The sequence below is a fragment of the Massilia sp. Root133 genome, from assembly GCF_001426525.1.
Classification (GTDB): Bacteria; Pseudomonadota; Gammaproteobacteria; order Burkholderiales; family Burkholderiaceae_D; genus Telluria; species Telluria orientalis.
On sequence record NZ_LMEW01000004.1, the window covers coordinates 99,287 to 121,672 of the forward strand.

Genomic DNA, 22,386 nt, shown 5'->3' on the forward strand with positions numbered 1-22,386 from the left:
GGGCCGGGCCGGTATCCAAAAGCGCGATAGCAGAGCCTCCTTCACGGGTTCCCGTGCAGCCGTTTCGACTCGAATTCGGCGAACGCCTCGCGCACCGCCTCGTCCAGTTCCGTGTCGATCCATGGTTTCGTCAGGAACTTGAAGATCGCGCCCCGGTTGACGGCCTCCGTGACCGACTGCAGGTCCGTGTACCCCGACAGCACCATGCGCACGGCGAGCGGATACATCTGCTTCACGCGCGCGAGGAATTCGGTGCCGCTCATCCCGCGCATGCGCTGGTCGCACACGATGACGCCCACCTCGTTCGTCGCGAGGATCTCGAACGCCTCGCGCGCATTGCTCGCGACGAGCACGCGGTAGCCGCTCTGGCGCATCGCGCGCCGGATCGCCGCCAGCAGGTTCACTTCGTCGTCCACGTACAGCAGGGTGCGGTGGTAGGGCTGCGGCTGCAGCTTGTCCAGGGCGAGCGACTTTTCCTCGCGCAGCATGCGGCCGCAATCCTCGGGCGCCGCGGGCCGGCCGAACAGGTAGCCCTGCACCTCGTCGCAGCCGTGCTGCGCCAGCAGCGCCAGCTGCCCTTCCGTCTCGACGCCTTCCGCGATCACGTCCAGCCGCAGGCCGTGTCCCATCGCGATCACGGCACGCGCGATCGCCAGGTCGTCCGGGTCGGACGTCAGGTCGCGCACGAACGACTGGTCGAGCTTCAGGCGGTCGACGGGGAAGCGCTTCAGGTAGTTCAGGTTCGAGTAGCCCGTGCCGAAATCGTCGATGGCCAGGCGCACGCCCATCTCCTTCAGCTTGCACAGGATGTCGACGGTCTTCTGCGGGTCTTCCATCGACGCGCTTTCCGTCAACTCCAGTTCCAGCAGCTTCGGTTCCAGCCCCGTGTCGGCGAGGGTCTTCGCGACCGTGTCGACGATCCGTTCCGAGAACTGGCGCGCCGACAGGTTCACCGAGACCGGCACGGCGCGCAGGCCCTCGCGCTGCCAGGCCATCGACTGTTCGCAGGCCAGCCGCAGCACCCGCTCGCCGATGGGCAGGACCATGCCCGTCTCCTCCGCCAGGCCGATGAAGCGGCCCGGCGGGATCAGGCCCAGTTCCGGATGCTGCCAGCGCAGCAGCGCCTCGAAGCCGATGAGCTGCCCCGTGGCGAGACTCGCCTGCGGCTGGTAGTACACGATCAGCTCGTCGCGTTCGAGCGCGCGCCGCAGCGCGTTTTCGAAGCGGTAGCGCTCGTACACCCCGTCGTTGAGTTCCGGCCGGTAGAACGCGTAGCGCTCGTCCTTGCTCGCCAGGGCGCGCTGCAGCGCCGCCTCGGCGTCCTGGGTGAGGCCGTCGTAGTCGTCGGCGTCGTTCGGAAACAGGGCGATGCCGATGCACGGGTCCAGGTGCACGTCCTCGCCGTCGTGGACGAACGCCTGGTCCATGCGCTCCAGCACCAGGCGCGCCAGCGCGGCCATCTCCGCCTCGTTCGCGCGCAGGGCGGCGAGCGTGAACGTGCGCTCGCCCGTGCGCGCGACCGTGAGGTCGGCGTCCTGGAGCTCGCCGAGACGGGTCGCGGCCTGGCGCAGCAGCGCCTGTTCGGCTTCCACGCCCACGCTGGCGCGGATCACCTGCAAGCGCGTCAGGCGCAGCAGCATGTAGCCGAGCAGCGGCTTGCCGTCGATGACGCGGGCCTGCATCTGGCGCACGCGGTCGCGCAGCAGCACGTCGTTCGGCAGGCCCGTCTCGCGGTCGAAGTTGGAGAGATAGCGCAGGCTCTCTTCGGCGCGGCGCAGCTCCGTCACGTCCATGCCCGCCGTGACGACGTACTGCACGCTGCCGTCGGCGCGGGGCAGCATGGTCGACGACCAGATCACGGAGCGGACGGACCCGTCGCGCGCGACCCATTCGCCGGTCTGCTGCACGGGCACTGTCCCGGCGGGCGACGCATTGAATTCCACGGGCGCGTTGTCGGCGCGGCGGAACAGGTCGCGGAACGGCCGTCCCAGCACCTCTTCCGCGCGCCAGCCCGACGTCTGCTCGCAGGCCGGATTGAACAGCCGGATGCTGCCGTCGCCGTCCACCACGCAGACCAGCGCTCCGGACAGGTTCACGACGGCCGCCAGCAGCGCACGCTCCGATTCCAGCGCCGCCGTGCGCTCGTCGACCAGGCGCTCCATGTTGCCGTACAGGTGCGCGCGCTCGACGGCGACGGCGATCTGGCTGCCGACCGTCTCCAGTACCTGGCGGTCGTCCTCGGCCAGCGGGCCGTCGCCGACGGTCAGGCACATCATGCCGCGGCTGCGCGTGCCGGTCGACAGCGGGACGCGCAGGCTGGGAAAGCCGCGGCACGTCGACCGCATCACGGCCGCCGGCTGCGGCCCCGCCGGCATGGCGCAGGTGCACGGCGCCATGACCGCGCCGGTGCCGTCGCGCGCGACGGCGAACGTGGGCCGGCCGTCGTGGTCGTGCAGCCGGATCGTCGCGCCGGTGACGCCCGGCAGGTCCAGCACGCGGTCGAGCGCGCGCTCGGCCACGTCCTGCTCCGACAGCACCGGATTGATCGCCTCCGCGACCCGGTACAGCCCTTCCAGCGACTGGTACGAATGGGCGATGCGCTCCTGCTGGGCGCGCAGCTGCTCCGTCATGTGGATCGCTTCCTCGTACGTCGAAATCAGGAGGTCGAAGATCTGCTGGCGTTCCGCCGTGATGAAATGGGTCTGGCCGCCCAGGTTGATCTTCATCCCCAGCTGCACCCGCTCGTTGGAGCGCAGCGCGCGGTTGGCCAGGATGAAGCGGATGCGGCCCAGCAGGTAGTCCGCCTCGAACGGCTTGCGGATGAAGTTGTCGGCGCCGCAGTCCAGGCCCTTGATCACGTCGTACAGGCTGGAGAGGGACGTGAGCAGGATCACCGGCACGTCGCGCACGTGCGGGTCCTGCTTGATCGCCTTGCACATCTCGAAGCCGTCCATGCGCGGCATGTTGATGTCGGTGACGATGAGCGTCGGCGGCCGCTGTCGGGCCGCCTCCAGGCCCGCGCGGCCGTCGGACGCGATGCGCACGCGGTAGCCCACGGTTTCGAGCAGCTGCGCCAGCTGGCGGGCCTGGGTGGCGCTGTCCTCCACCACCAGGATCTCGATGTCGTTCGCGGTATCCGTCCCGCGTTCGACGACATTGTCGGGAGAGGTGCTCATGGAAGGTCCCCAAGGGTTGGAAAAACGGAGGACGGAAACGGCTCGGCCGGCAGGCGTGCCAGCACCTTGCCGATTTCCGCGGGCTCCAGCACCAGCATCGCGGCGTCCAGCCGCAACGCCTCGCCGGGCATGCCGTAGACGACGGCGCTCGCGCGGTCCTGCGCGATCGTCAGGGCGCCGTGCTCGCGCAACAGCTTCAATTCGGCCGCGCCGTCCTTGCCCATGCCGGTCAGGAGGACGGCCGCGGTGGCCGGACGCAGTTCGGGATCGATGGCGCGGAACAGGTGCGACACGGACGGGCACATGCCGTGTTCCGGCGGCGCCAGCACGAGCCGGCCGACGAGCCCCGGGCCCAGCGTCGCCTGCCAGCCTTCCGGGACGAGGCAGGCGCGCCCGCCCACCAGCGGCGCGCCATCCTTCAGCACCTCCACCGGGTAGCCGCTGGCCTCGCCCAGCCACGTCGCCAGGCCGTCCATGAAGCCGGGCGCGAGATGCTGCACGATCACGACCGGCAGCGGATAGTCGGCCGGCAGTTCGGCCAGGATGTCGCGCAGCACCGTCGGTCCGCCCGTCGACGCGCCGACGGCCACGAGCCGCCGCGGCGCTCCCTGCAGCGGACGCGCCGCGCGCCGCGCATCGCTCCAGCGCCGCACGACGCGCACCTCGGCCATCGCCTTCACCGTGCGCACGAGGTCGCGCGCGCTGTCCGCATGCGCCGGGTTGCCGATGCCGAGCGGCCGCCGCACCAGCACCAGCGCACCCGCCTCGATCGCGCGGAAGCTGGCGTCGACCTCGGCCCGGTCGTCGCTGCCGCTGACGACGACGATGCGCGTGGGGCATTCGCGCATGATGCGGCGGATGGCTTCGAAGCCGTCCATGCGCGGCATGTGCAGGTCCATCGTGATCACGTCCGGCTGCAGCTCGCGCGCGAGCTTCACGGCTTCCTCGCCGTCCGCCGCGCACCCGACCACCGCGAGGCCCGGGGCCGTGCCGAGGATGTGCATCAGCAGCGCCCGCACCGAATTCGAGTCGTCCACCACCAGTACCCGGATCATGATGCCTCCATCCCCGCCACCCGGCGCACCGTCGCCAGCAGGCGGTCCTGATCGAAACTGCCCTTCGTGAAATACGCGTCCGCGCCCGCGCGCAGGCCGGCCTCGCGCTGCTCGGGTGTCTGCAGCGACGTCACCAGGATCACGGGCAGCTCGGCGGTGGCCGGCGTCGCCCGGATGCTGGCGGTGAGCGCCAGGCCGTCCATGTTCGGCATCTCGACGTCGCTCACGACCACGTCGTAGCGCCCGGTGCGCAGGCGCGACTGCGCGTCGAGGCCGTCGACGGCCGTGTCCACCGCATAGCCGGCGCCTTCGAGGATGTGCTTGAGCAGCAGGCGCGACGTGACGGAATCCTCGACGACGAGCACCTTGCGCGGTCCCGCCGCCGGCGCCGGCGCGGCCGCCGCGGCGGCCCCTGCGAGCCCGCGCCCGGCGACGTCCTCGAGCGCGATCACGGGCGCAAGCGTGCCGTCGCCCAGCTGCGCCGCACCGCTGAACCAGCGCACGCGCCGCAGCAGCGGCCCCAGGGGCTTGGGCAGCAGGTCCTGCTCGGCGACGATGGCGTCGACCAGCACGCCGAACGCCTGGCCGCCCGCCTGCGCGGTGATCACGACGCCCTGGTCGCCGTCGGTGCCGGGCCGCGCCGTGCCGAACAGTGCGGCGAGGCGCACGAGCGGCAGCACGCGCCCGCCCACCAGCACGGTCTCGCGGCCCTCGACGGTGCGCACGGCCGCCTGCGCCGCGCTGCGCACGGCCTCCAGGCCGGCCAGCGGCAGCGCGTAGCGGTGGCCGTCGACTTCCACGACCAGCGCGCGCAGGCTCGCCACGCCCACCGGCAGCAGCAGTTCGAACGACGCGCCGGCGCCCGGCACGGTGCCCACGACCAGCTGGCCGCCGCTGGCCGCCACCTTGTCCGCCACGATGGCCAGGCCCACGCCGCGGCCCGACACGGACGTGACCTCGGTGCGGGTCGACACGCCGGCCCTCAGGGCGAGCTGCAGGCGCTGCTGTTCGCTCATCTGCGCGAGTTCCGCCGCGTCCACGCCGGCACGGCGCGCGACCGCGTCCGCGTCGATGCCGGCGCCGTCGTCGCGCACGCGCACGCACACCATGCGCGCGTCGCGCTGCGACACCGCGATCTCGATGCGCCCGGCCGGATCCTTGCCCGCGCGCGCGCGCTCGTCGGGCGTCTCGATGCCGTGGTCGACGGCATTGGTGACGAGGTGGATCAGCGCTTCGCGCACGACGCCCAGCACGCGCCGGTCGAGGTCCACGTCGGCGCCCAGCGTCTCCAGCCGCACCTGCTTGCCGCGGCCCCGCGCCAGGTTGCGCACGAGCGCGGGCAGCTCGCCGAACGCGGCGGCGGCCGGCACCAGCGCCGTTTCCAGCACGGCCTCGAACAGGCGCGCGCGCACGCCATGCAATTCCTTGCCCGTGTTTTCCAGCCCCGTGGCCAGTTGGGCGCACGCGAGCTCGAGGCGCGCCGCTTCGTCGTCGAAGGAGGCGACGCCTTCGCGCCGCCGCGTCGCGATCCCGGCCGCGAGAGCGCGCAATTCGTCGACGTGGTGGCGCAGCTTCAGTTCGACGGGCAGCAGGCCTTCCGCGTGGGCGCGGATCGAATCGATGCAGCGGCCGTCGACCCGGATGCGCTCGTCCGTCCGGTTCGGCTCCGTCTCGTCCGGCGGCGCGTCCGGCTCATTTTGGCCTTCCGGCGCGGGCGCCTCGTCGGGAAGCGGCGCCTCGGCCACCTGCGCCGGCAGCTCGGCCGCGGCGGTCTCGAGCTGCCCCGCCAGCAGGCCCGCCACCTTGCGGCTGCGCAGGGCGGGCGCGTCGACGACCTGGCGCGCGGCGGCGGCGGCCCTGTGCAGCAGGTCGAACTGTTCGGCCGTCGCGGACAAACCCGCCGCGCGCGCCGCGCCCAGCATGCTTTCCAGCGCATGGCACAGGCGCTCCAGCTCGATCTCGTCGACGGTGCGCGCGGCGCCCTTGAGGGTATGCAGCACCTTCAGCAGGCGTTCGAACAGGGCGTCGCGCTGGCCCCCGCCCGCCTGTTCGAGCGCCACCAGGCCCACGTCGATCTGGGCCAGGTGCTCGCGCGCCTCTTCGCCGAAGATGGCGCGCAGCCGCTCCCGGAATGCTTCGTCGGTCATCGCGCGATCAGAACTGGAAGCGGGTCACGGTCTGGCGCAGCGACTGCCCCAGCGCGTGCAGATTGCGCGCGGACGCCTCCGCCTGGCGCGTGCCCGCGGCGTTTTCCGTGCTGGCCTGCTGGATGTTCTCCATCGCCAGCACCACCTGGTCCATGCCGGCCAGCTGCTGCTGGCTCGAGACGGCGATCTGCACCGCCGCCTGCGCCGCCTCCGTCATGTTGTCCGTCAGCCCGCGGATGGCCTCGCCGGCCTGCGCGGCCCGCTCGACACCCTGCGCCACCGTCCTGGCGCCCTGCTCCGTGATCATCACGGCCGCGCCCACGCTCTTCTGGATCTCGCCGAGGATCTCGCGCACCTGGCGCGTGGCCTGGCGCGACTGCTCGGCCAGGCTCTTGACTTCCTGCGCCACCACGGCGAAGCCGCGGCCATGCTCGCCGGCCTTGGCGGCCTCGATGGCCGCGTTCACGGCCAGCAGGTTCGACTGCTCGGCGAGGCCCGCGACGGTCGCCGTGATCTCGCCGATCGCGTGGCTGCGCTCGGACAGGCGGACGACGGTGGACGCGATGGCTTCCATCTTTTCCTGGATCGACTCCATGCCCTTCATGCTGTCTTCCAGTGCGCGCCGGCCCTCCGCGGCCGTGCGGGCAGCCTGCTGCGCCGCGTCCGACACGGCGCGCGACTTCTCGGACGCCAGCAGCGACGTCTGCTTGACCTCCTCGACGGTGGCAGTGGTCTGGCTGACGGCGGCCGCCGTCTCGGCCGTGCTGGCCGCCGCCTGCGCGGTGCTGGACAGGATTTCTCCGGCGGCCCCCGTCAACGTGGCGACGCCGCGCGTCGTCTCGGCCGCGACGGTGCGCCAGGACTGCACCATGTCGCCCAGTGCGCGCAGCATCTGCCCGACCTCGTCGCGGCTCGTGCCGGCCGGGACGTCGGCGCGCAGGTCGCCCGCCGCGATGCGCGCGGCCACGGTGGTCGCTTCGCGCAGCGGGACGGCGATGGCGCGGTTGAGCCACACCGTCTTCGCGAACGCCAGCAGGACGACCCCCAGGTTCAGGATGATCAGCGTCGCGCCCGCGGTTTCCACCAGCGCCTCGCCGTCGCGCATCCGGGCGCGGGCTTCCTGCATCTGCTTCGCCGCGATCTCGTCGGCGACCGTCCTGAGCCGGTCGAACGTGTTCTGCAAGCGTCCGGTCGCCGCTTCGCCTGCCGCCGCGCGCTGTCCGGACCGCACCTGCGGCAGCACGTCGTTGTCGCGCACGACGCCGTATTCCTGGTAGGCGTTGACGAGACGCGCGTAGTCCGCGGCAAACGCCTGGTCGGCGTCCTTGTGCGCGGCGAGCTCGCCGAGCAGAGCCCGGATCGCACCTTCCTCGGCTTCGAGCTGGCGGCCGAACCCCGCCTGCACGGTGCTGCCCGCCACCAGCGTCGACAGCAGCGCCACGCGTTCGCGGTTGATGGCGCTGCGCAGCTCCAGCACCTTCATCGTGATCGCCAGGTCGTCGTTGTACAGACGTTGCTGCAACGCCCGCTGGCGCGCGAGTCCGTTCCACGACGAGAAGCTGGACAGCGCCATCGCCACGACGATCAATCCGAAACCGACCATCAGTTTCGCGCGGGTGGAAAAGTCGGCCAGGGCGCGCATGGGAATCTCCTCTTGTTATTGGTGGTCCGTATTCACGATGAGCGTGGAATCGGCAAGCAGGCGCCGCGCGTCCAGCAGCGCGGTGCGGTCGGGGGCGACGCCGAGCAGGTAGCTGGCGTCCGGGTCGGCCAGCATCGGCAGGTCGTGCCCAAGGCAGTCGTGCGGAAAGCACCGGGTGCCGTCGATCGCCTCGGCCAGCACGGCGAACCGGCTCTCCTCGCCGCGCAGGATGATCAGCGCGCCGGGGTCGGCCAGTTCGGTCAGCGGCAGCGCGAGCAGCACGCGCAGGTCGACGACGGCCAGCACCTCGCCTTCCCACATCGTGATGCCGGCAATGACGTCGGGCACGCCGGGCAAGGCGGTAAGCGGCAGCGCCGGCAGCACGCGCGCGACCCAGGCCGTGTCGAACGCATAGCGCTCGCCCCCGCAGCGGAAGGCCAGCACCTCGATGCCCGCGGGCGCGACGGCTTCCGGCGCGGCGCCCGCCACGGCCAGCGCGGCGGCACGCGCGGCAAGCAGGCGCTCGCGGGCGCCGGGGTCGATGCGGTCCAGCGCGTCCAGGCCCGCGGCCGCCGCTTCGAGCCGGCGCGACAGGGCTTCCCAGTCGAAGGCGGCCGTCATGACATCCGCTCCAGCCACGCCGCCGCCGCGCCGCCCAGTTCGGCGTCGGCGGCGCCCGCCAGCCTGCGGCAGTCGCGCAGCAGGCTGCGCGCGCGCGGCCGCCGGCCCGCGGCGTCTTCGATCAGCGCCCACAGGTAGTGGCCGAACGCGCTGTCCGGTTCGAGGTACAGGAGACGCCGCACGCAATGGCGTGCGAGGGCCGGGTCGCCCTGCTCCAGCGCAAACAGCGCGGCACGCTGCTGCAACGGGGCCGACAGCGCCTCGGCCTCGACGGCGCGGCGCAGGCATTGCAGCGCCTCCTCGCGCCCACCCGCCTGCGCGAGCGCGTGCACGCGCGCCATCGCCGCATCGTCCGGCGCCACCGGCGCGGTCGGCGCCGCGGCCGGCAACGGTTCGGGACGCGGCGCCGGCGCCGGCCGGGCCGCGGCCGGCGCGGACTCCACCGGCACCGGCGCCGGCGCGGGCAGCGCGTCCTTGCGGAAGAACACGGCATCCTCCAGGTACACGGGGGTAAAGCCCTGGAACAGCCGGGTCGAGGCCTCGCTCGCATTCACGACGAGCCAGCCGCCGTCGACGAGGGCGGCGCGCAGCCGCGCGACGACGCGCGCGGCCTGGTCGGGCCCGAAGTACATCAGGACGTTGCGGCAGACGATGACGTCCATGGCGGACGGATACGTGCCGCTGGCCAGGTTGAGCTGCGCGAAGCGGACCTGGGCGCGCAGCGTGGCGTCGACTTCGAAGCGGCCGTCGCCGAGCGACTGGATGAATGGGGCCAGTTCGGCCGGGTCGGTGCGGCGGAACGACCAGCGCCGGTAGACGCCCGCACGCGCGACGTCGAGGAAGGCGTCGTTCAGGTCGGTGGCGAGGATGTCGACGCGTTCGGGCGGCAGTTGCGGGACGTCGCGGCGCAGCGCCAGCGCGATCGAATACGGTTCCTCGCCCGTGCAGCAGCCGGCGCTCCAGATGCGCAGCGGGCGCACCGTCCCCCGGGCCAGCAGCGCGCGCGCCTGGTCGCACACGAGGTCGAAGGCGCGCGGCTCGCGCAGGAAATACGTTTCGCCGACGGTGAGGAAGCGGGCGCACAGGGCGCTGAGGGCATCGTCCCACGGCCCGGCCAGCAGCCACGACGCGCACGCCGCGGCGCCCGGCAGTCCCAGCGCGCCGGCCATCCGCTCCAGTGCGGCGTCGAACTGGCGGCGGCGCAGGCCCGCGAACGTCAGGCCAGTCGCGGCCTCGACCCGCTGCGCCGCCAGGTCGAACACGTCGGCGACGACGATGTCGTCAATGGCGCTCACCCACCGCTCCCAACGCCTGCGTCAGCTGCACCCGTTCGTGCTCGAACAGGAACCGGGCCGGATCGATCACGAGGCACAGGCCGTCCGGCAGGCGCACCACGCCGTCGACGTAATCGGCGGCGCCCGCGGCGTCCGGCCAGCCGCTGTCCGGCACCGCGGTGCCGGGGCCGACGACCGCGTCGACCACGAGCGCGCACAGGACCCCGTCCATCTCGACGATGAGGAATTGCTGGGAAGGCGTGATGACTGTCGGGCGGCCGGTGGCGCGCAGGGCGAAATCGACGACGGTGACGGTCTCGCCGCCCACGTCGAGCACGCCGAGCACGATGTCGGACGCCCCCGGCAGCGGCACCGGCCGCGCACTGAGCACGGCCCGCCGCACGGACGCCAGCGGCACGGCAAAGCGTCGCCCCCGGCAATCGAATTCAAGAACCTGCAGTGCTGCCGGTTGCCGGGCCGGCAACGCCGCTTCGGGCGCAAAAGCGGAGGGATTCATGCTCATCTCCTGTCGATGCGATACCAGGCGACCGCTGGCATTCTTCGCATGAGCCTGATCCTAGCGGACCTTGCGGCCGGCGTGTCAGTCCCATCGCGCGTGGCATGGACGTATGTACAGGCTCGGCATGCAGCAAGAATGGCCAAACCTAGGGATTTCATGAAATTTCTAGCAATAAATCGCCCACGCGCATCTTAAAATACCGCAAATTCGATAATTCTGTCGCAAATTAAACGACAGCGGTTATCGTTATATTGTTGCTAAAAATTGACATTCCTCACAACGAGTGTGGGTAATGCAATTAGGTCTCGAGGTGGGCCAGCTTGCCGAGGCAACGGCGCTGGAAGCTGTCGAGTCCATCCGTGACGAGGGCATCGTCCTCGGGCACGGTGCCGGCGTCGATCAGCAGGCGCAGTTTGGCGATGCGGTCGCCCTGCGCGAGCGCCCGCGCGAGGTTGGACGCGTCCGGCGCGCCCGCCTGTTCGATGGCCAGGGTCACCTCCGCCGGAAATTCCCAGTGGCGCGCGATGCCGGCCGACAGCTGACGTCCCAGCGCCAGCAATTGGCTGCTGAACCCGGTGGAACCGGGGACGGCGCGGTCCGGGCACAGGCGGAACGCGACGATCAGGCCCACGTTCTGCATCAGGCCGGCCAGGTACGCTTCGAAGCCGCCGGCGGGGATGCCCGGCGCGATGAGGCTCGCGGCCAGCGCGCACCGCTCCGACTGGTCCCACACGCGCGGCGCGACGCGGCGCGCGAAGCCGTCCGACTCCATGTTGATGACGGGCCGGAACGCGACGCGCGCCAGCACCATGCGCAGGCCGTTCTGCCCCAGCAGCTTAATGGCGGCCTCGACGGTATCGACCTTCGTCATGGGGCGGTAGAACGCGCTGTTGGCCTCGCGGATCACTTCCGCCACGAGCACGGGATCCTGCATGACGAGGCGCGACAGGTCGGTGGTCGAGACGTCTTCCGCGCCCAGCCTGCCCAGCAGCTGGGGGATCACTTCGGGAACGCGCGGCACGAGCCCGGCCGCATCGCCGGGCCGGGCCGCGAGCGCCCGGACCTCGTCGAGGATGCCTTGTTCCACGTCCGGCGCCGCATCGAAACGGGCCGAGCCCGTCAGCCAGCGGTAATACGCCGCATCGATGTCGTGGCCGATGCGTTCGGCTTCGCGCGCCTGCTCCAGTTTCTGCTCGCCGGCCTTGGCCGCCGCCGCGGACGGGCTGGCGCCGCCGTCCGAACCGCCCATCAAACGAGAAATCCAACCCATGACATGCCCCCGTGCCGATGTAAATATCGTTATGGGCGGGATTGTGTCAAATAAATTGCCTCATGGCAACTCAATCCACATAAAATCTCTGATTTTACGGCGCTGGAACGCCATTTCCCGCCGATCCGGACAGGATGCCGCGTCAGAACAGGCGGATATTGCCGTCCTCGTCCCAGTCGACGCGGGTGATGCCCGGCTCGTCCCGCTCGAGGCGGCGCAACGCGTCGTCATGCCCGTCCGCCGCGTCCGGCGCCGGACGCGGCGGCGCGAGGCGGTCGCGGCGGGCGAACGCTTCGCGTACCGTCGCGACCAGTTCTTCCTGCTGCCACGGCTTGGCCAGGTAGCGGAACACTTCGGCGCGGTTCACGGCATCGGCCACCTCGAGGATTTCCTTCGTCGCGGAGACGACGATGCGGACCGCTTCCGGCTGCAGGCCTTTCATGAGCTGGAGCACGTCGGCACCGTTCAGGCCGGGCATGCGGTAGTCGGAGATGACGACGTCGAAGTCCTGTTCGCCGCCACGGAGCACGGCCGCCTCGGGCTCATCGAACGCTTCGATCACGACGTCGTCCGGCGGGAATGCCGCGCGCAGGGTGCGCCGCAATGCGCTCAGCACGGACGGTTCGTCGTCAAGAATGAGAATGCGACGCATCGGGTGACCCTGACTTCACGAAAAGTTGTAATTCGATCGACGAGCGGCGCTCGTATTCGGCGAGCTGCTTCAGCATCCGGTCGGACAAGACGTGGTCGGCCGACAGCAGCAGCGCCCCTTCCGGCGACAACAGGTCGCGGCTTAGCACCATGCCCGGCTTGAGCTGGGCCGTGCCCATCGCGACTTCCGCGATCACCTCGGCCACGCTGCGCCCGGTGCGGATATCGTAGAACGCTTCGACGACGGCCGGGTCGTAGCGCTTGCCGCGGCTTTCCGCGACCAGTTCCGTCGCCTGCGCAGCATCCGCGCGGCGCTGCGCGAGCAGGCCCCGCTGCAACGCCTCGTAATCGTGGGCGACCGCCAGGATGCGCGCGCCGAGCGGGATGTCGAAGCCGGCCATGCCTTCCGGAAAGCCGGCGCCGTCGAAGCGCTCGCGGTGGGCGCCGATGATGCGCGCCGCCTCGCGCAATTCCTCCAGCGGCATCAGGATCTGTTCGCCCAGGTGCGGGTATTTGCGGTAGAGCCCGAGGTTGTCACCTTTCAGCACGGACTCCGGAATGCCGATCAGGCCGTCGGGAAAGCCGGTTTTGCCGATTTCGTGCAGCAGGCCCGCCACGAAGATGTCCTGCGCCTCGCGGGCCGTCAGGCCCATGCGCAAGGCGATGCGGCGCGCCAGGTCGGCGACCTTGCGGCCGTGGCCGGGCACGGCGCCGGCGCGCGTCTCGACCATGCTCGAGAACACCTTGATGAGCGTGAGGAAGTTGTTCTTGAGGCGCTCGTGCGAGGCCTGCAGCGATTTCTGGGCCGCGGACAATTCCGCCGTCCGTTCGCGCACGCGCTGCTCCAGGTTCGCGTTCAGGTCGCGCAGCTGCTCGTTCTGCTGGCGCGTCAGTTCTTCCAGCCGGAGCTTTTCGCGCTGGAGCCCTTGCCGTTCCAGCGCGTCGCGCACGACGAGCAGGATGGCCTCCTCGTTCCACGGCTTCGTGATGTAGCGATAGACCTCGCCGCGGTTGATCGCGCCGACGGTGGCCTCGTGGTCGGCGTGGCCCGTCAGCAGCAGGCGCAGCGTGTCCGGCCAGCGCTGGCGCACGCGTTCGAGGAATTCGGTGCCGTTCACTTCCGGCATCTGCATGTCGGAGATCACGATGTCGACGTGCTCTTCTTCCAGCACGGCCCACCCGGCCGCGGCGCTGCCCGCGACGAGGACCTTGTAGTGTTCGCGGCGGAACAGGCGGCGCAGCGCGGCGAGGATGTTCGGCTCGTCGTCGACGCACAGGATCGTGGCCGCGGGCGCGTCCGAGCGCGCGGTGGCGGAAAACGTGTTCATGACTGAGCCTCCATGGCGCCAGCCCTCTCGATAATGTCGTTCATGGCTAATCCTGCATCAAAAGGCGGCACGCTTCCTCGAACTGCCCTTCCGTCTCGCGGCACACGGCCTGCACTTGTTCCGGCAACAGGCCGAGGTTGGCCGCCGCCACGCCGGCCATGCGCCCGTTCGGATCGAGCGCGTGCACCAACCCGTTCGCCACGTGCACGACGCCGGGGATGTCGGCCAGGTCGGCCGCGGCCGGCGCGTGGTGCCGGCCGATCGCGCGCTGGATCACGGGCGGGAACTTCCACGCCTCGGCGAGCAGTTGGCCGGCATGCTCGTGGTCCACGCCGAGCACGCGCAGCTCCAGCGCGGACAGGCCCGTGTCGTCGTACTCGGCGATCACCCGGGCATACTGTTCGGGAAAGCTGATCGCCAGCACGAGCCGGCCGATGTCGTGCAGCAGGCCGCCGATGAAGGCGGCATCCTGGTCGAGACCCGCCTGGCGCGCGAGGCTGCGGGCGCACAGCGCGGTCGCGATCGAATGGCGCCAGAAGTGCGCGACGTCGACCCTGGGCCGGCCGGCGCCGCCGAAACGGTCGATGACGGTGCTCGCCACGGCCAGCGCCCGCGCGCTGTCGAACCCGAGCACGACGATCGCCTGCTTGACCGTTTTCACCTTGGCGGGCAGGCCGTAGAACGACGAATTCGCCAGGCGCAGGATCTTCGCGGCCAGCGCCTGGTCGCGCGACATCTTTTCCGCCAGCGTCGTCACGTCGACGTCCTCGCGCCCGAACGAACTGATCAGGTCGAGCACGATGGACGGCAGCGCCGGCAGGTCGCGCAGGCGCTGCACCACCTGGGTGAGTTCCACGGCGGTCGTCGTCATGCCGCCTCGATCACGATCAGCCAGCCCCGCGACTGGGAGCCGTTGCCCATCGGCTGCATGCGCGCATGGACACTTTGCTCGCCGAGCCGGTGTGCGAACGCGAAGCTTGCGTCGGCCGGCAACGACTCCGGCAGGCCGGGGAACAGCTGGCGCAGCTCGCATCCCAGCACCGCGCCCTGCGTCGCGAACAGCCCGTGGGCCGCGCGGTTGGCCAGCACGACGGTGCCGGTATCGTCGCTGGCCAGCACCGGCACGGGCACGTTGTCGAGCGCCTCGTGCACGATGTCGAGGCTGATCTCGCCCTGTTCGATGTCGCTCCGCTGGCGCGCCAGCACCGATTCGAGCTGGCGGTTCACGGCCGCGAGCTTCTGGTTCGCCGTGCGCACTTCCAGCGTGAGCAGGCGGTTTTCGTTGGCCATCGCGCCGTACGCGACCGCTTCCTGGATGTGGCTGCGCAGCTGCTCGTCGTCCCAGGGCTTGGTGAGGAATTTGTAGATCGCGCCGCCGTTCACCGCGTCCGTCACCGTCTGCAGCTCGGTGTAGCCGGACAGCACGATACGCACCGTGTCCGGGTACAGCTGGCGCACCTTGCGCAGGAACTCGACGCCGGTCATCTCGGGCATGCGCTGGTCGGACACGATCAGGTCGACGGTATGTTCTTCCAGCAGCTTCAGGCCTTCGCTGCCGCTGTTCGCGGTCAGGATGCGGTAGCCGTCGCCGCGCAGCAGGCGCCGCAACGACGACACGATGCTCGGCTCGTCGTCGACGAGCAGCAGCGTGGGCTGCGTGCGGTTGAAACGCAGCAGGCGCGGCGCCAGGCCGGGGCCCGTCTGCAGCAGCGCGGTCAGCGCGTCGAACGGCACCGGCGCGGAGACGAAATCGCCCTGCACCGCATCGCACATATGACGCGCCAGGAAGTCGCACTGCCCTTCGCGCTCGACGCCGTCGGCGACGACGCGCATGCCGAGGCTGTGCCCCATCGTGACGATCGCATCCACGACCGCCGCCGCGCCGTCCCCGTCGGGCACGCGCGCGATGAAGGAGCCGTCGATCTTGAGGACGTCGATCGGCAGGCGCTGCACGTTGACGAGGCTCGACGAGCCGGTACCGAAGCCGTCGAGGCACAGCCGGATGCCCTTGTCGCGCAAGGCGTGCAGGCAGTCGGCCAGCCGGTCGATGTCGTCCGCCAGCAGGTTCTCCGCCAGTTCCAGGTCGAGGCAGGTCGGCGGGACGCCCGCGGCCGCGAGCGCGGGCAGGATGGTCCCCTCCAGGTCGCACATCGAGAACTGGCGCGCCGACAGGTTGACGGCCACGCGCAGCGCCGTGTGGCCGTGCGCGCGCCACTGTGCCGCGTGCGCGGCCGCGTGGCGCAGCACCCAGTCGGCCAGCGCGCCGCCCAGGCCGCACTCCTCGGCCACGCCGAGCAGGGTGGCGGCCGGCACCGCGGCGCCGTCGTGGTCCAGGCACACCGACGTTTCCACGGCGCAGATCGTGCCGCTGACGAGGTCGACCCGCGGCCGGTAGCGCAGCGACAGGCCGTCGCCCGCGAGCGCCTCGCGCAGCGCGAAGCCGAGCCGCAGCCGGTCGAGGCCACCGTCGCCGGGCAGCGTCTCGTCCCAGCGCTGGGTGCCGGCGCCCGCTTCCTGCGCGCACGCGAGGGCGCGGTCGGCGGCCAGCAGCAAGTCTTCCGCCGTCCCTCCGCTCAGGGGGAACACGGCACCGCCCACGCAACAGGTCACGTACACACTGTGTTCGGCGTGTTCGAACGGCGCCGCGACGGTACGAACGATCGCGTCGATGCGCGCCGTCACCTGCGGCTGCTGCGTCCCTTCCAGCAGCAACAGGAATTTGTCGGCACCGTCGCGCGCGACCGTCACGTCCGGCCCGGCGGCGCGCCCGATGCGCCGCGCGATCTCGACCAGCATGCGCTCGCCGCCCTCGTGGCCGACCAGCGCATGGACCCGCTTGAACAGGTCGAGCTGCAGCGCCGCCACCTGCACCGGACGCTGGGCCCGCGCGGCGCGGCGCAGCGCGTGTTCGAGGCGGTCGCGGAACAGCGCGTGGTTCGGCAAGCCCGTGAGCATGTCGTGCGTCAGGCTGAATTGCAGGTCGCGCTGGGACACCGTCTCCATCGTCACGTCGCTGCCCAGGATCAGCAGGCCGGCGCCGCCCTGCGCCGCGCTGTGCGGCACGGGTTGCGCCACGAAGTCGACGTAGCGCTGCTGCAGCGCGCCGCCGGGACCGGGCAGCTGCACCGGCCAGGCACGGTGCACGACCGGTTCGCCGGTGGTCAGCGCCGCTTTCAACAGTGCCACGACGCCCTGCTCCGCGACCTCCGGCAGTGCGTCGCCCATCGGCAGGCCGATCAGGTCGGCCCGCCCCACCAGCTGTTTGTACGCGTCGTTCGCATGGGCGAACACGAGGTCGGGACCGACGAGGAAGGCGGCGAAGCCGGGCGCATGTTCGAGCCATTCGAGCGCGACATAGCCCTCCGGGCAAGGCGGCGTCGGCGCCGCCCTGGGCGCGGGATGATGTGAGGTGGCTGCATTCATGGCAGTTTGACAAAACTCGATCGGCTTGAGAGGAATCAAGCCTTATGTCGAGAATATAGAACATTGCCGCACGGAATGTTCACATATTTGCGGAAACTGTGTCCCTGCGAATACAGTCTGGACGCCCTGGCAACGCTACACCGTACGCGAATACTGCATCCTTTGCAACGGCACGGCGGCCGGCTTGCCGAAATAATCATCGAACACCATGCAGATGTTCCGCACCAGCAGGCGGCCCTTCGGCGTGACGTCGATGCGGTCCGGCGTCACGGCCAGCAGGCCGTCGCGCGCCAGGTCGGCCAGCCGCGCCAGCTCGGGCGCGAAGCGCGCGGCGACGTCGACGTCCCGGCTTGCCGCGAGGTCGCGCAGGTCGAGCGCGAAGTCGCACATCAGCTTCTGGATCACCTCGCGCCGCAGCAGGTCGTCGCCCGACAGCGCCAGCCCGCGCGCCACGGGCAGCTCGCCGCGGTCGATGCGCGTGTAATACCGCTCGAGCGATTTCTCGTTCTGCGCATACGTGCCGTTCACGGCGCTGATGGCTGACACGCCGCAGGCGACCATGTCGATGTCCGCGTGCGTCGAATAGCCCTGGAAATTGCGGTGCAGGGTGCCGTCGCGCTGCGCGCGCGCGAGTTCGTCGTCCGGCCTTGCGAAATGGTCCATGCCGATGTACACGTAACCCGCGGCGCCGAGCCGCTCGATGCACAGGCCCAGCATCGCCAGCTTCGTCGCGCCGTCCGGGAGGTCCTCGTCGCGGATCAGCTTCTGCGACTTGAACAGCTGCGGCATGTGCGCATAGTTGTAGACCGAGATGCGGTCCGGCGCCGCGGCGACGACCTTGTCGAGCGTGGCCGCCATCGTCGTCACGTCCTGCAGCGGCAGGCCGTAGATCAGGTCGATGCTGATGGAGCGGAAGCCGGCCTCGCGCGCGGCGGCGATGGCGTCGCGCGTCAGCGCTTCCGGCTGGATGCGGTTGACGGCGCGCTGCACGTCCTCGTCGAAGTCCTGCACGCCCAGCGACAAACGATTGAAGCCCTGCCTGCGCAACGTGCGGATGCGGGCGGCGTCCACGGTGCGCGGGTCGATCTCGATCGAGAACTCGCCCGCGTCGTCGGACGCGAACGTGTAGCGGCTGCGCAAATGGCCCAGCAGGTCGCCCATCTGGGCGTCGCTGAGGTAAGTCGGCGTGCCGCCGCCGAAATGCAGCTGCTCGACGACGGCGCCGTCCGCGAACAGCGCGGCCTGCATGTCGATCTCGCGCAGCAGGTAGCCCAGGTACTTCACCGCCTTGCCGCGGTCGTGCGTGATGATCTTGTTGCACGCGCAGTAGTAGCACAGCGATTCGCAGAACGGGATGTGCACGTACAGCGACAGCGGCTTGCCCGGCCGCGCAGCGGCGGCAAACTCGCCGGCGCCGAACGCCGGGGTAAATCGGTCCGCGGTGGGATACGACGTGTAGCGCGGACCGCGCTGGGTCATGCGCGCGATCAGGTCGGCGTCGAATTCGATGGTGGGATGCATGGTCACTCCGGTTCAGCCTTCGCGGCCGTCGATGCGGGCGGCCGTCAGGTAAGGCACATAGACCGCCAGGTAGGCGAGGAAGGCGGCGCTCCAGCACGCGGTGGCGAGCACCAGGCCGATGTCGCGCCAGGCCGGCACGACGCCGGCGGCGAAGCGCAGCACGACGGCCGCCTGCACCAGCACGAACATCGCGGTCTCGCCGCGGCCGGCCTTCAGGGGACGGCCCGTGTGGCCCAGCGCCGTGCGGGTGATCATGCCCATGATCAGGCCGGCGAGCGCGCCGACCGTCAGCACGTGCAGCGCGGCGCTCCCCGTGACGACGCCGTACTGCGCCAGCGCCAGCAGCAGGAAGCCGAACGGGATCCAGAAGTACGACATGTGCAGGATCCACAACAGCGGGTTGCGCCACGTGCGCCACGGCTGCCAGCCGAGCAGGCGCACGGCCTGGCCGACGGCGGCGAACAGCGCGAGGCTGGCCGTCGCGGGCGCCGGCAGGCCGGCGATCCACGCCAGGCCCGCCAGCACGGTCAGCACCAGCGCCCATTTGTCGCGGCGCGCATCCTGCACGGGCTGGCTGCCCGGCGCGCCGTTGCGCGTGAACATGGGGATCACGCGGCCGCCGATCACGATCTCGATCACGACGATCAGGAGGATCGCGGCGTGCACGGGCGCCAGGGGATCGGCGTGGATCCAGCCCAGCGCGGCCGCGTGGTAGCACACGTTCGCCAGGGTGAGCAGCGCGAGCAGGCCGACGAGGAACATGTTGCGCATGTTCCCCGCCTGCTTCAGCACGCGGAACAGCGGCCACGCGGCGATCGGCAGGAACGCGGCGTCCACCAGGGCACCGACGACGGGCGGCGCGGCCACCATCGCGATCCGCCCCGCCACCCACACGGCGGCGATGGCGGCAAGGACCTTGCCGCGCGGGGTCCACAGCTTCGTCCAGGCGTACCCGGCCGTGTACAGGAAGCCGACGACGACGGCCAGCGCGAAGCCGAACACCATCTCGTGCATGTGCCACAGCATGTCGATGCGCACGGGCAGGCGCACGCCCGCCTGCGCCGCGATCCACAGCGGCACGGCGAGGGCGCCGAACGCGGCGGCCAGCAGGTAGAACGGACGGAAGCCGAGGGCGAACAACGGCGCGCCGCGGCCGGGCGCCGGCCGGGCTTCTTCGATGGTCATGAGGGCCATGGCGGCCTCCTTTTTAAAGTGGTATCCCGGCTACATGTTATGAGCCGCCGGGGCGCCGGACAATCGGCCAAAGTGACTAGTCCGCCGTGCCGATGGGCGTGTCCCGCGCGCTTTCCTAAACTGGGTCAAGCATTTCAAATAAAGCTGCATTTGCGATGCAACTATTGCGGTGTTTCGCCGCACAATGCGGTCCAGGCGCCCCGCTGCGCCACCGATCAATCACAGTGAAGGAACACAAGCCATGCACGCTACACGCAGACTCTGGACCTGGCTGGCGATCATCTGCGTACTCTCCTTCGGCACGCTCTTGTTCGTGGGCCGGGAGATCTACCTGAAGGCCCCGCCGATCCCCCGACAAGTCCTCGACCAACAAGGCCACGTCATCTGGACGGGCGACCAGATCACCCGGGGCCAGCAGGCCTGGCTCGCCGCCGGCGGCCAGCAACTGGGCACCGTATGGGGCCACGGCAGCTACGTCGCCCCCGACTGGTCGGCCGACTGGCTGCACCGCGAAGCCGTCGCCCTGCAGGACGAACTCGCGAAGCGCGGCCACGGCAAGCCGTACGCGCAGCTGGATGCGGCCGCACGGGGCGGCATCGACGCCCTGGTCAAGGACGCCCTGCGCCGCAACACGTACGACGCCGCCACCGGCACCCTGACCTTGAGCGCCGAGCGCACCGCCGCCATCGCGGCCGTCGCCAGCCATTACGCGGGCCTGTTCGGCACCGATACTAAGCTCGACAAGCTGCGCGAGCAGTACGCGATGAGCGCCGGCTCCCTGCCCGCCGCGGACGACCGCACCGCGCTGACCGGCTTCTTCTTCTGGTCGTCCTGGGCGGCCGCCACCGACCGTCCGGGCGAAACCGCGCTGTCGTACACGAGCAACTGGCCGCACGAGCCCCTCGTCGGCAACACCCCGACGGCCGGCGCCGGCATCTGGTCGGTCGCCAGCATCATCGTCATGATCGGCGCCATCGCCGGCATGGTGTTCTTCCACTCCGCGCAGCCGGAAGAAGCCGATCCGAAGCCGCCCAAGGACGACCCGCTGTTCAAGCTGAAGGCCACGCCGTCGATGAAGGCCACGCGCAAGTACTTCGCCGTCGTCGTCGCGCTGATCCTCGCCCAGGTGGGCATGGGCGTGATCACCGCGCACTATTCCGTCGAAGGCCACAGCTTCTTCGGCTTCCCGCTCGGCGACATCCTGCCGTTCACGATCAGCCGCACGATCCACACCCAGTTCGCCGTGCTGTGGATCGCCACCGCGTGGCTCGCGACGGGCCTGTACATCGCGCCCGCCATCTCCGGCCATGAGCCGAAATTCCAGGCGCTGGGCGTGAACGTGCTGTTCTACGCGCTGCTGTTCATCGTCGCCGGTTCGACCGCGTGCGGCTGGCTCGGCACGCTGCAGCACCGCGGCGTCGACTTCAGCTTCTGGCTCGGCAACCAGGGCCTGGAATTCACCAGCATGGGCCGCGTGTGGCAATACCTGCTGTTCGTCGGCCTGCTGTTCTGGGCCTTCCTGCTCGGCCGCGGCCTGTGGCCCGCGCTGCGCCGCCCGTCGGAAAGCCGCGGCCTGATCGCCATGGTGTTCCTCGCGGCCGTGTGCATCGGCGGCTTCTACGCCACGTCGCTGACCTGGGGCCAGCACACGCACTACGCCATGGTCGAGTACTGGAGATGGTGGCTCGTGCACCTGTGGGTCGAAGGCTTCTTCGAAGTGTTCGCCACGGCCGTCATCGCCCTGCTGTTCACCCGCCTGGGCCTGATCCGCGCGGCCAGCGCCAACGCCGCCATCGTGCTGGAGACCATCGTGTTCCTGTTCGGCGGCATCCTCGGCACCCTGCACCACCTGTATTTCACCGGCACCCCGACCGCCGTGATCGCGATCGGCGCCATGTTCTCGGCTCTCGAAGTGGTGCCGCTGTCGATGATCGGCATCGAAGCCTACCGCAACTACCAGCGCATGAAGGCCGCGCCGTGGGTGGCGAGCTACCGCTGGGCGATCCTGTGCTTCATCGCCGTCGGCTTCTGGAACACGGTGGGCGCAGGCCTGCTGGGCTTCTCGATCAACACCCCGATCGCGCTGTACTACATGCAGGGCCTGAACATGACGGCCGCGCACGGCCACGCCGCCCTGTTCGGCGTGTACGGCATGCTGGGCGTGGGCCTGATGCTGTTCTGCCTGCGCGGCTTGACGGACCGCCTGGCCTGGTCGGACGCCCTCCTCAAGCCGATGTTCTGGCTGCTGAACATCGGCCTCGCGATGATGGTGTTCATGGCGCTCGTCCCGGCCGGCATCTACCAGGCCTGGGCCAGCATCTCGAAGGGCATGTGGTTCGCGCGCTCGCCGGAAGTCATCCACTCCCCGTTCATGGAGAACATGGTGTGGCTGCGCGTGCCGGGCGACATCGTGTTCGCGCTGGGCACCCTGTTCCTCGCGCTGTTCGTGCTGCGGGTGATGCGCCGTCCGGCCCGCCCGGCCACGGTCCCGGTGGAAGTGCCGATCGAGATCGCCGGCCGGCCCGCCGCCAAGGCCCGCGTTTCCACCAAGGCCTGAACCCACG

General features: G+C 70.4%; 15 protein-coding genes. 1 reads left to right on the forward strand and 14 read right to left on the reverse strand.

Features of this window, described 5'->3' with window-relative positions:
• Positions 1 to 41 precede the first annotated feature (41 nt).
• From ASD28_RS05190 to ASD28_RS05255, 14 genes are all read right to left on the reverse strand, one after another.
• Positions 42 to 3,176 carry an EAL domain-containing protein gene (locus ASD28_RS05190; protein ID WP_056125009.1) on the reverse strand — a complete coding sequence of 1,045 codons (3,135 nt, stop codon included), beginning with the start codon at positions 3,174 to 3,176 and terminating at the stop codon, positions 42 to 44.
• Complete coding sequence (locus tag ASD28_RS05195) at positions 3,173 to 4,231, reverse strand: chemotaxis protein CheB (protein ID WP_082579102.1); 1,059 nt, start codon at positions 4,229 to 4,231, stop codon at positions 3,173 to 3,175. Before ASD28_RS05195 ends, ASD28_RS05190 begins: the two co-directional genes overlap by 4 nt.
• Complete coding sequence (locus tag ASD28_RS05200) at positions 4,228 to 6,378, reverse strand: response regulator (protein WP_056125011.1); 2,151 nt, start codon at positions 6,376 to 6,378, stop codon at positions 4,228 to 4,230. Before ASD28_RS05200 ends, ASD28_RS05195 begins: the two co-directional genes overlap by 4 nt.
• 7 nt (positions 6,379 to 6,385) lie before the next feature.
• Positions 6,386 to 8,020, reverse strand: coding sequence for a methyl-accepting chemotaxis protein (locus ASD28_RS05205; RefSeq protein ID WP_056125013.1), 1,635 nt, complete (start codon positions 8,018 to 8,020; stop codon positions 6,386 to 6,388).
• A gap of 15 nt (positions 8,021 to 8,035) precedes the next feature.
• Entirely contained in the window at positions 8,036 to 8,641 is a 606-nt protein-coding gene (locus ASD28_RS05210) for a chemotaxis protein CheW (protein WP_056125016.1), read from the reverse strand.
• The gene (locus ASD28_RS05215; RefSeq protein WP_056125018.1) at positions 8,638 to 9,936 is read right to left on the reverse strand and encodes a protein-glutamate O-methyltransferase CheR; all 1,299 of its coding nucleotides are present in this window, start codon (positions 9,934 to 9,936) and stop codon (positions 8,638 to 8,640) included. The genes ASD28_RS05210 and ASD28_RS05215 overlap by 4 nt, the downstream gene beginning before the upstream one ends.
• Positions 9,923 to 10,432: a chemotaxis protein CheW gene (locus ASD28_RS05220; RefSeq protein WP_162252919.1), complete on the reverse strand. Its 510-nt coding sequence runs from the start codon at positions 10,430 to 10,432 to the stop codon at positions 9,923 to 9,925. The genes ASD28_RS05215 and ASD28_RS05220 overlap by 14 nt, the downstream gene beginning before the upstream one ends.
• Before the next feature lie 301 nt (positions 10,433 to 10,733).
• Positions 10,734 to 11,705: an HDOD domain-containing protein gene (locus ASD28_RS05225; RefSeq protein ID WP_056125023.1), complete on the reverse strand. Its 972-nt coding sequence runs from the start codon at positions 11,703 to 11,705 to the stop codon at positions 10,734 to 10,736.
• Positions 11,706 to 11,847: 142 nt separating this feature from the next.
• A complete protein-coding gene (locus ASD28_RS05230) occupies positions 11,848 to 12,357 on the reverse strand; it encodes a response regulator (protein ID WP_082579105.1) in 510 nt (169 codons plus the stop codon).
• Complete coding sequence (locus tag ASD28_RS05235; protein WP_056125031.1) at positions 12,335 to 13,684, reverse strand: HD domain-containing phosphohydrolase; 1,350 nt, start codon at positions 13,682 to 13,684, stop codon at positions 12,335 to 12,337. The genes ASD28_RS05230 and ASD28_RS05235 overlap by 23 nt, the downstream gene beginning before the upstream one ends.
• A 46-nt stretch (positions 13,685 to 13,730) precedes the next feature.
• On the reverse strand, positions 13,731 to 14,555 hold the full coding sequence (locus tag ASD28_RS05240) for an HDOD domain-containing protein (protein WP_056125033.1): 825 nt from the start codon (positions 14,553 to 14,555) through the stop codon (positions 13,731 to 13,733).
• The gene (locus ASD28_RS05245) at positions 14,552 to 17,107 is read right to left on the reverse strand and encodes an EAL domain-containing protein (RefSeq protein WP_056125037.1); all 2,556 of its coding nucleotides are present in this window, start codon (positions 17,105 to 17,107) and stop codon (positions 14,552 to 14,554) included. The genes ASD28_RS05240 and ASD28_RS05245 overlap by 4 nt, the downstream gene beginning before the upstream one ends.
• A gap of 135 nt (positions 17,108 to 17,242) precedes the next feature.
• Positions 17,243 to 18,628 (reverse strand): oxygen-independent coproporphyrinogen III oxidase, encoded by a 1,386-nt coding sequence (gene hemN, locus ASD28_RS05250; RefSeq protein WP_056125039.1) that lies wholly within the window; start codon positions 18,626 to 18,628, stop codon positions 17,243 to 17,245.
• Positions 18,629 to 18,640: 12 nt separating this feature from the next.
• A complete protein-coding gene (locus tag ASD28_RS05255) occupies positions 18,641 to 19,822 on the reverse strand; it encodes an NnrS family protein (RefSeq protein WP_056125043.1) in 1,182 nt (393 codons plus the stop codon).
• A 241-nt stretch (positions 19,823 to 20,063) separates the two neighbouring features.
• On the opposite strand from ASD28_RS05255, the gene ASD28_RS05260 reads away from it, so the two are divergent.
• Positions 20,064 to 22,379 carry a nitric-oxide reductase large subunit gene (locus ASD28_RS05260; protein WP_056125046.1) on the forward strand — a complete coding sequence of 772 codons (2,316 nt, stop codon included), beginning with the start codon at positions 20,064 to 20,066 and terminating at the stop codon, positions 22,377 to 22,379.
• The last annotated feature ends 7 nt before the right edge of the window (positions 22,380 to 22,386 follow it).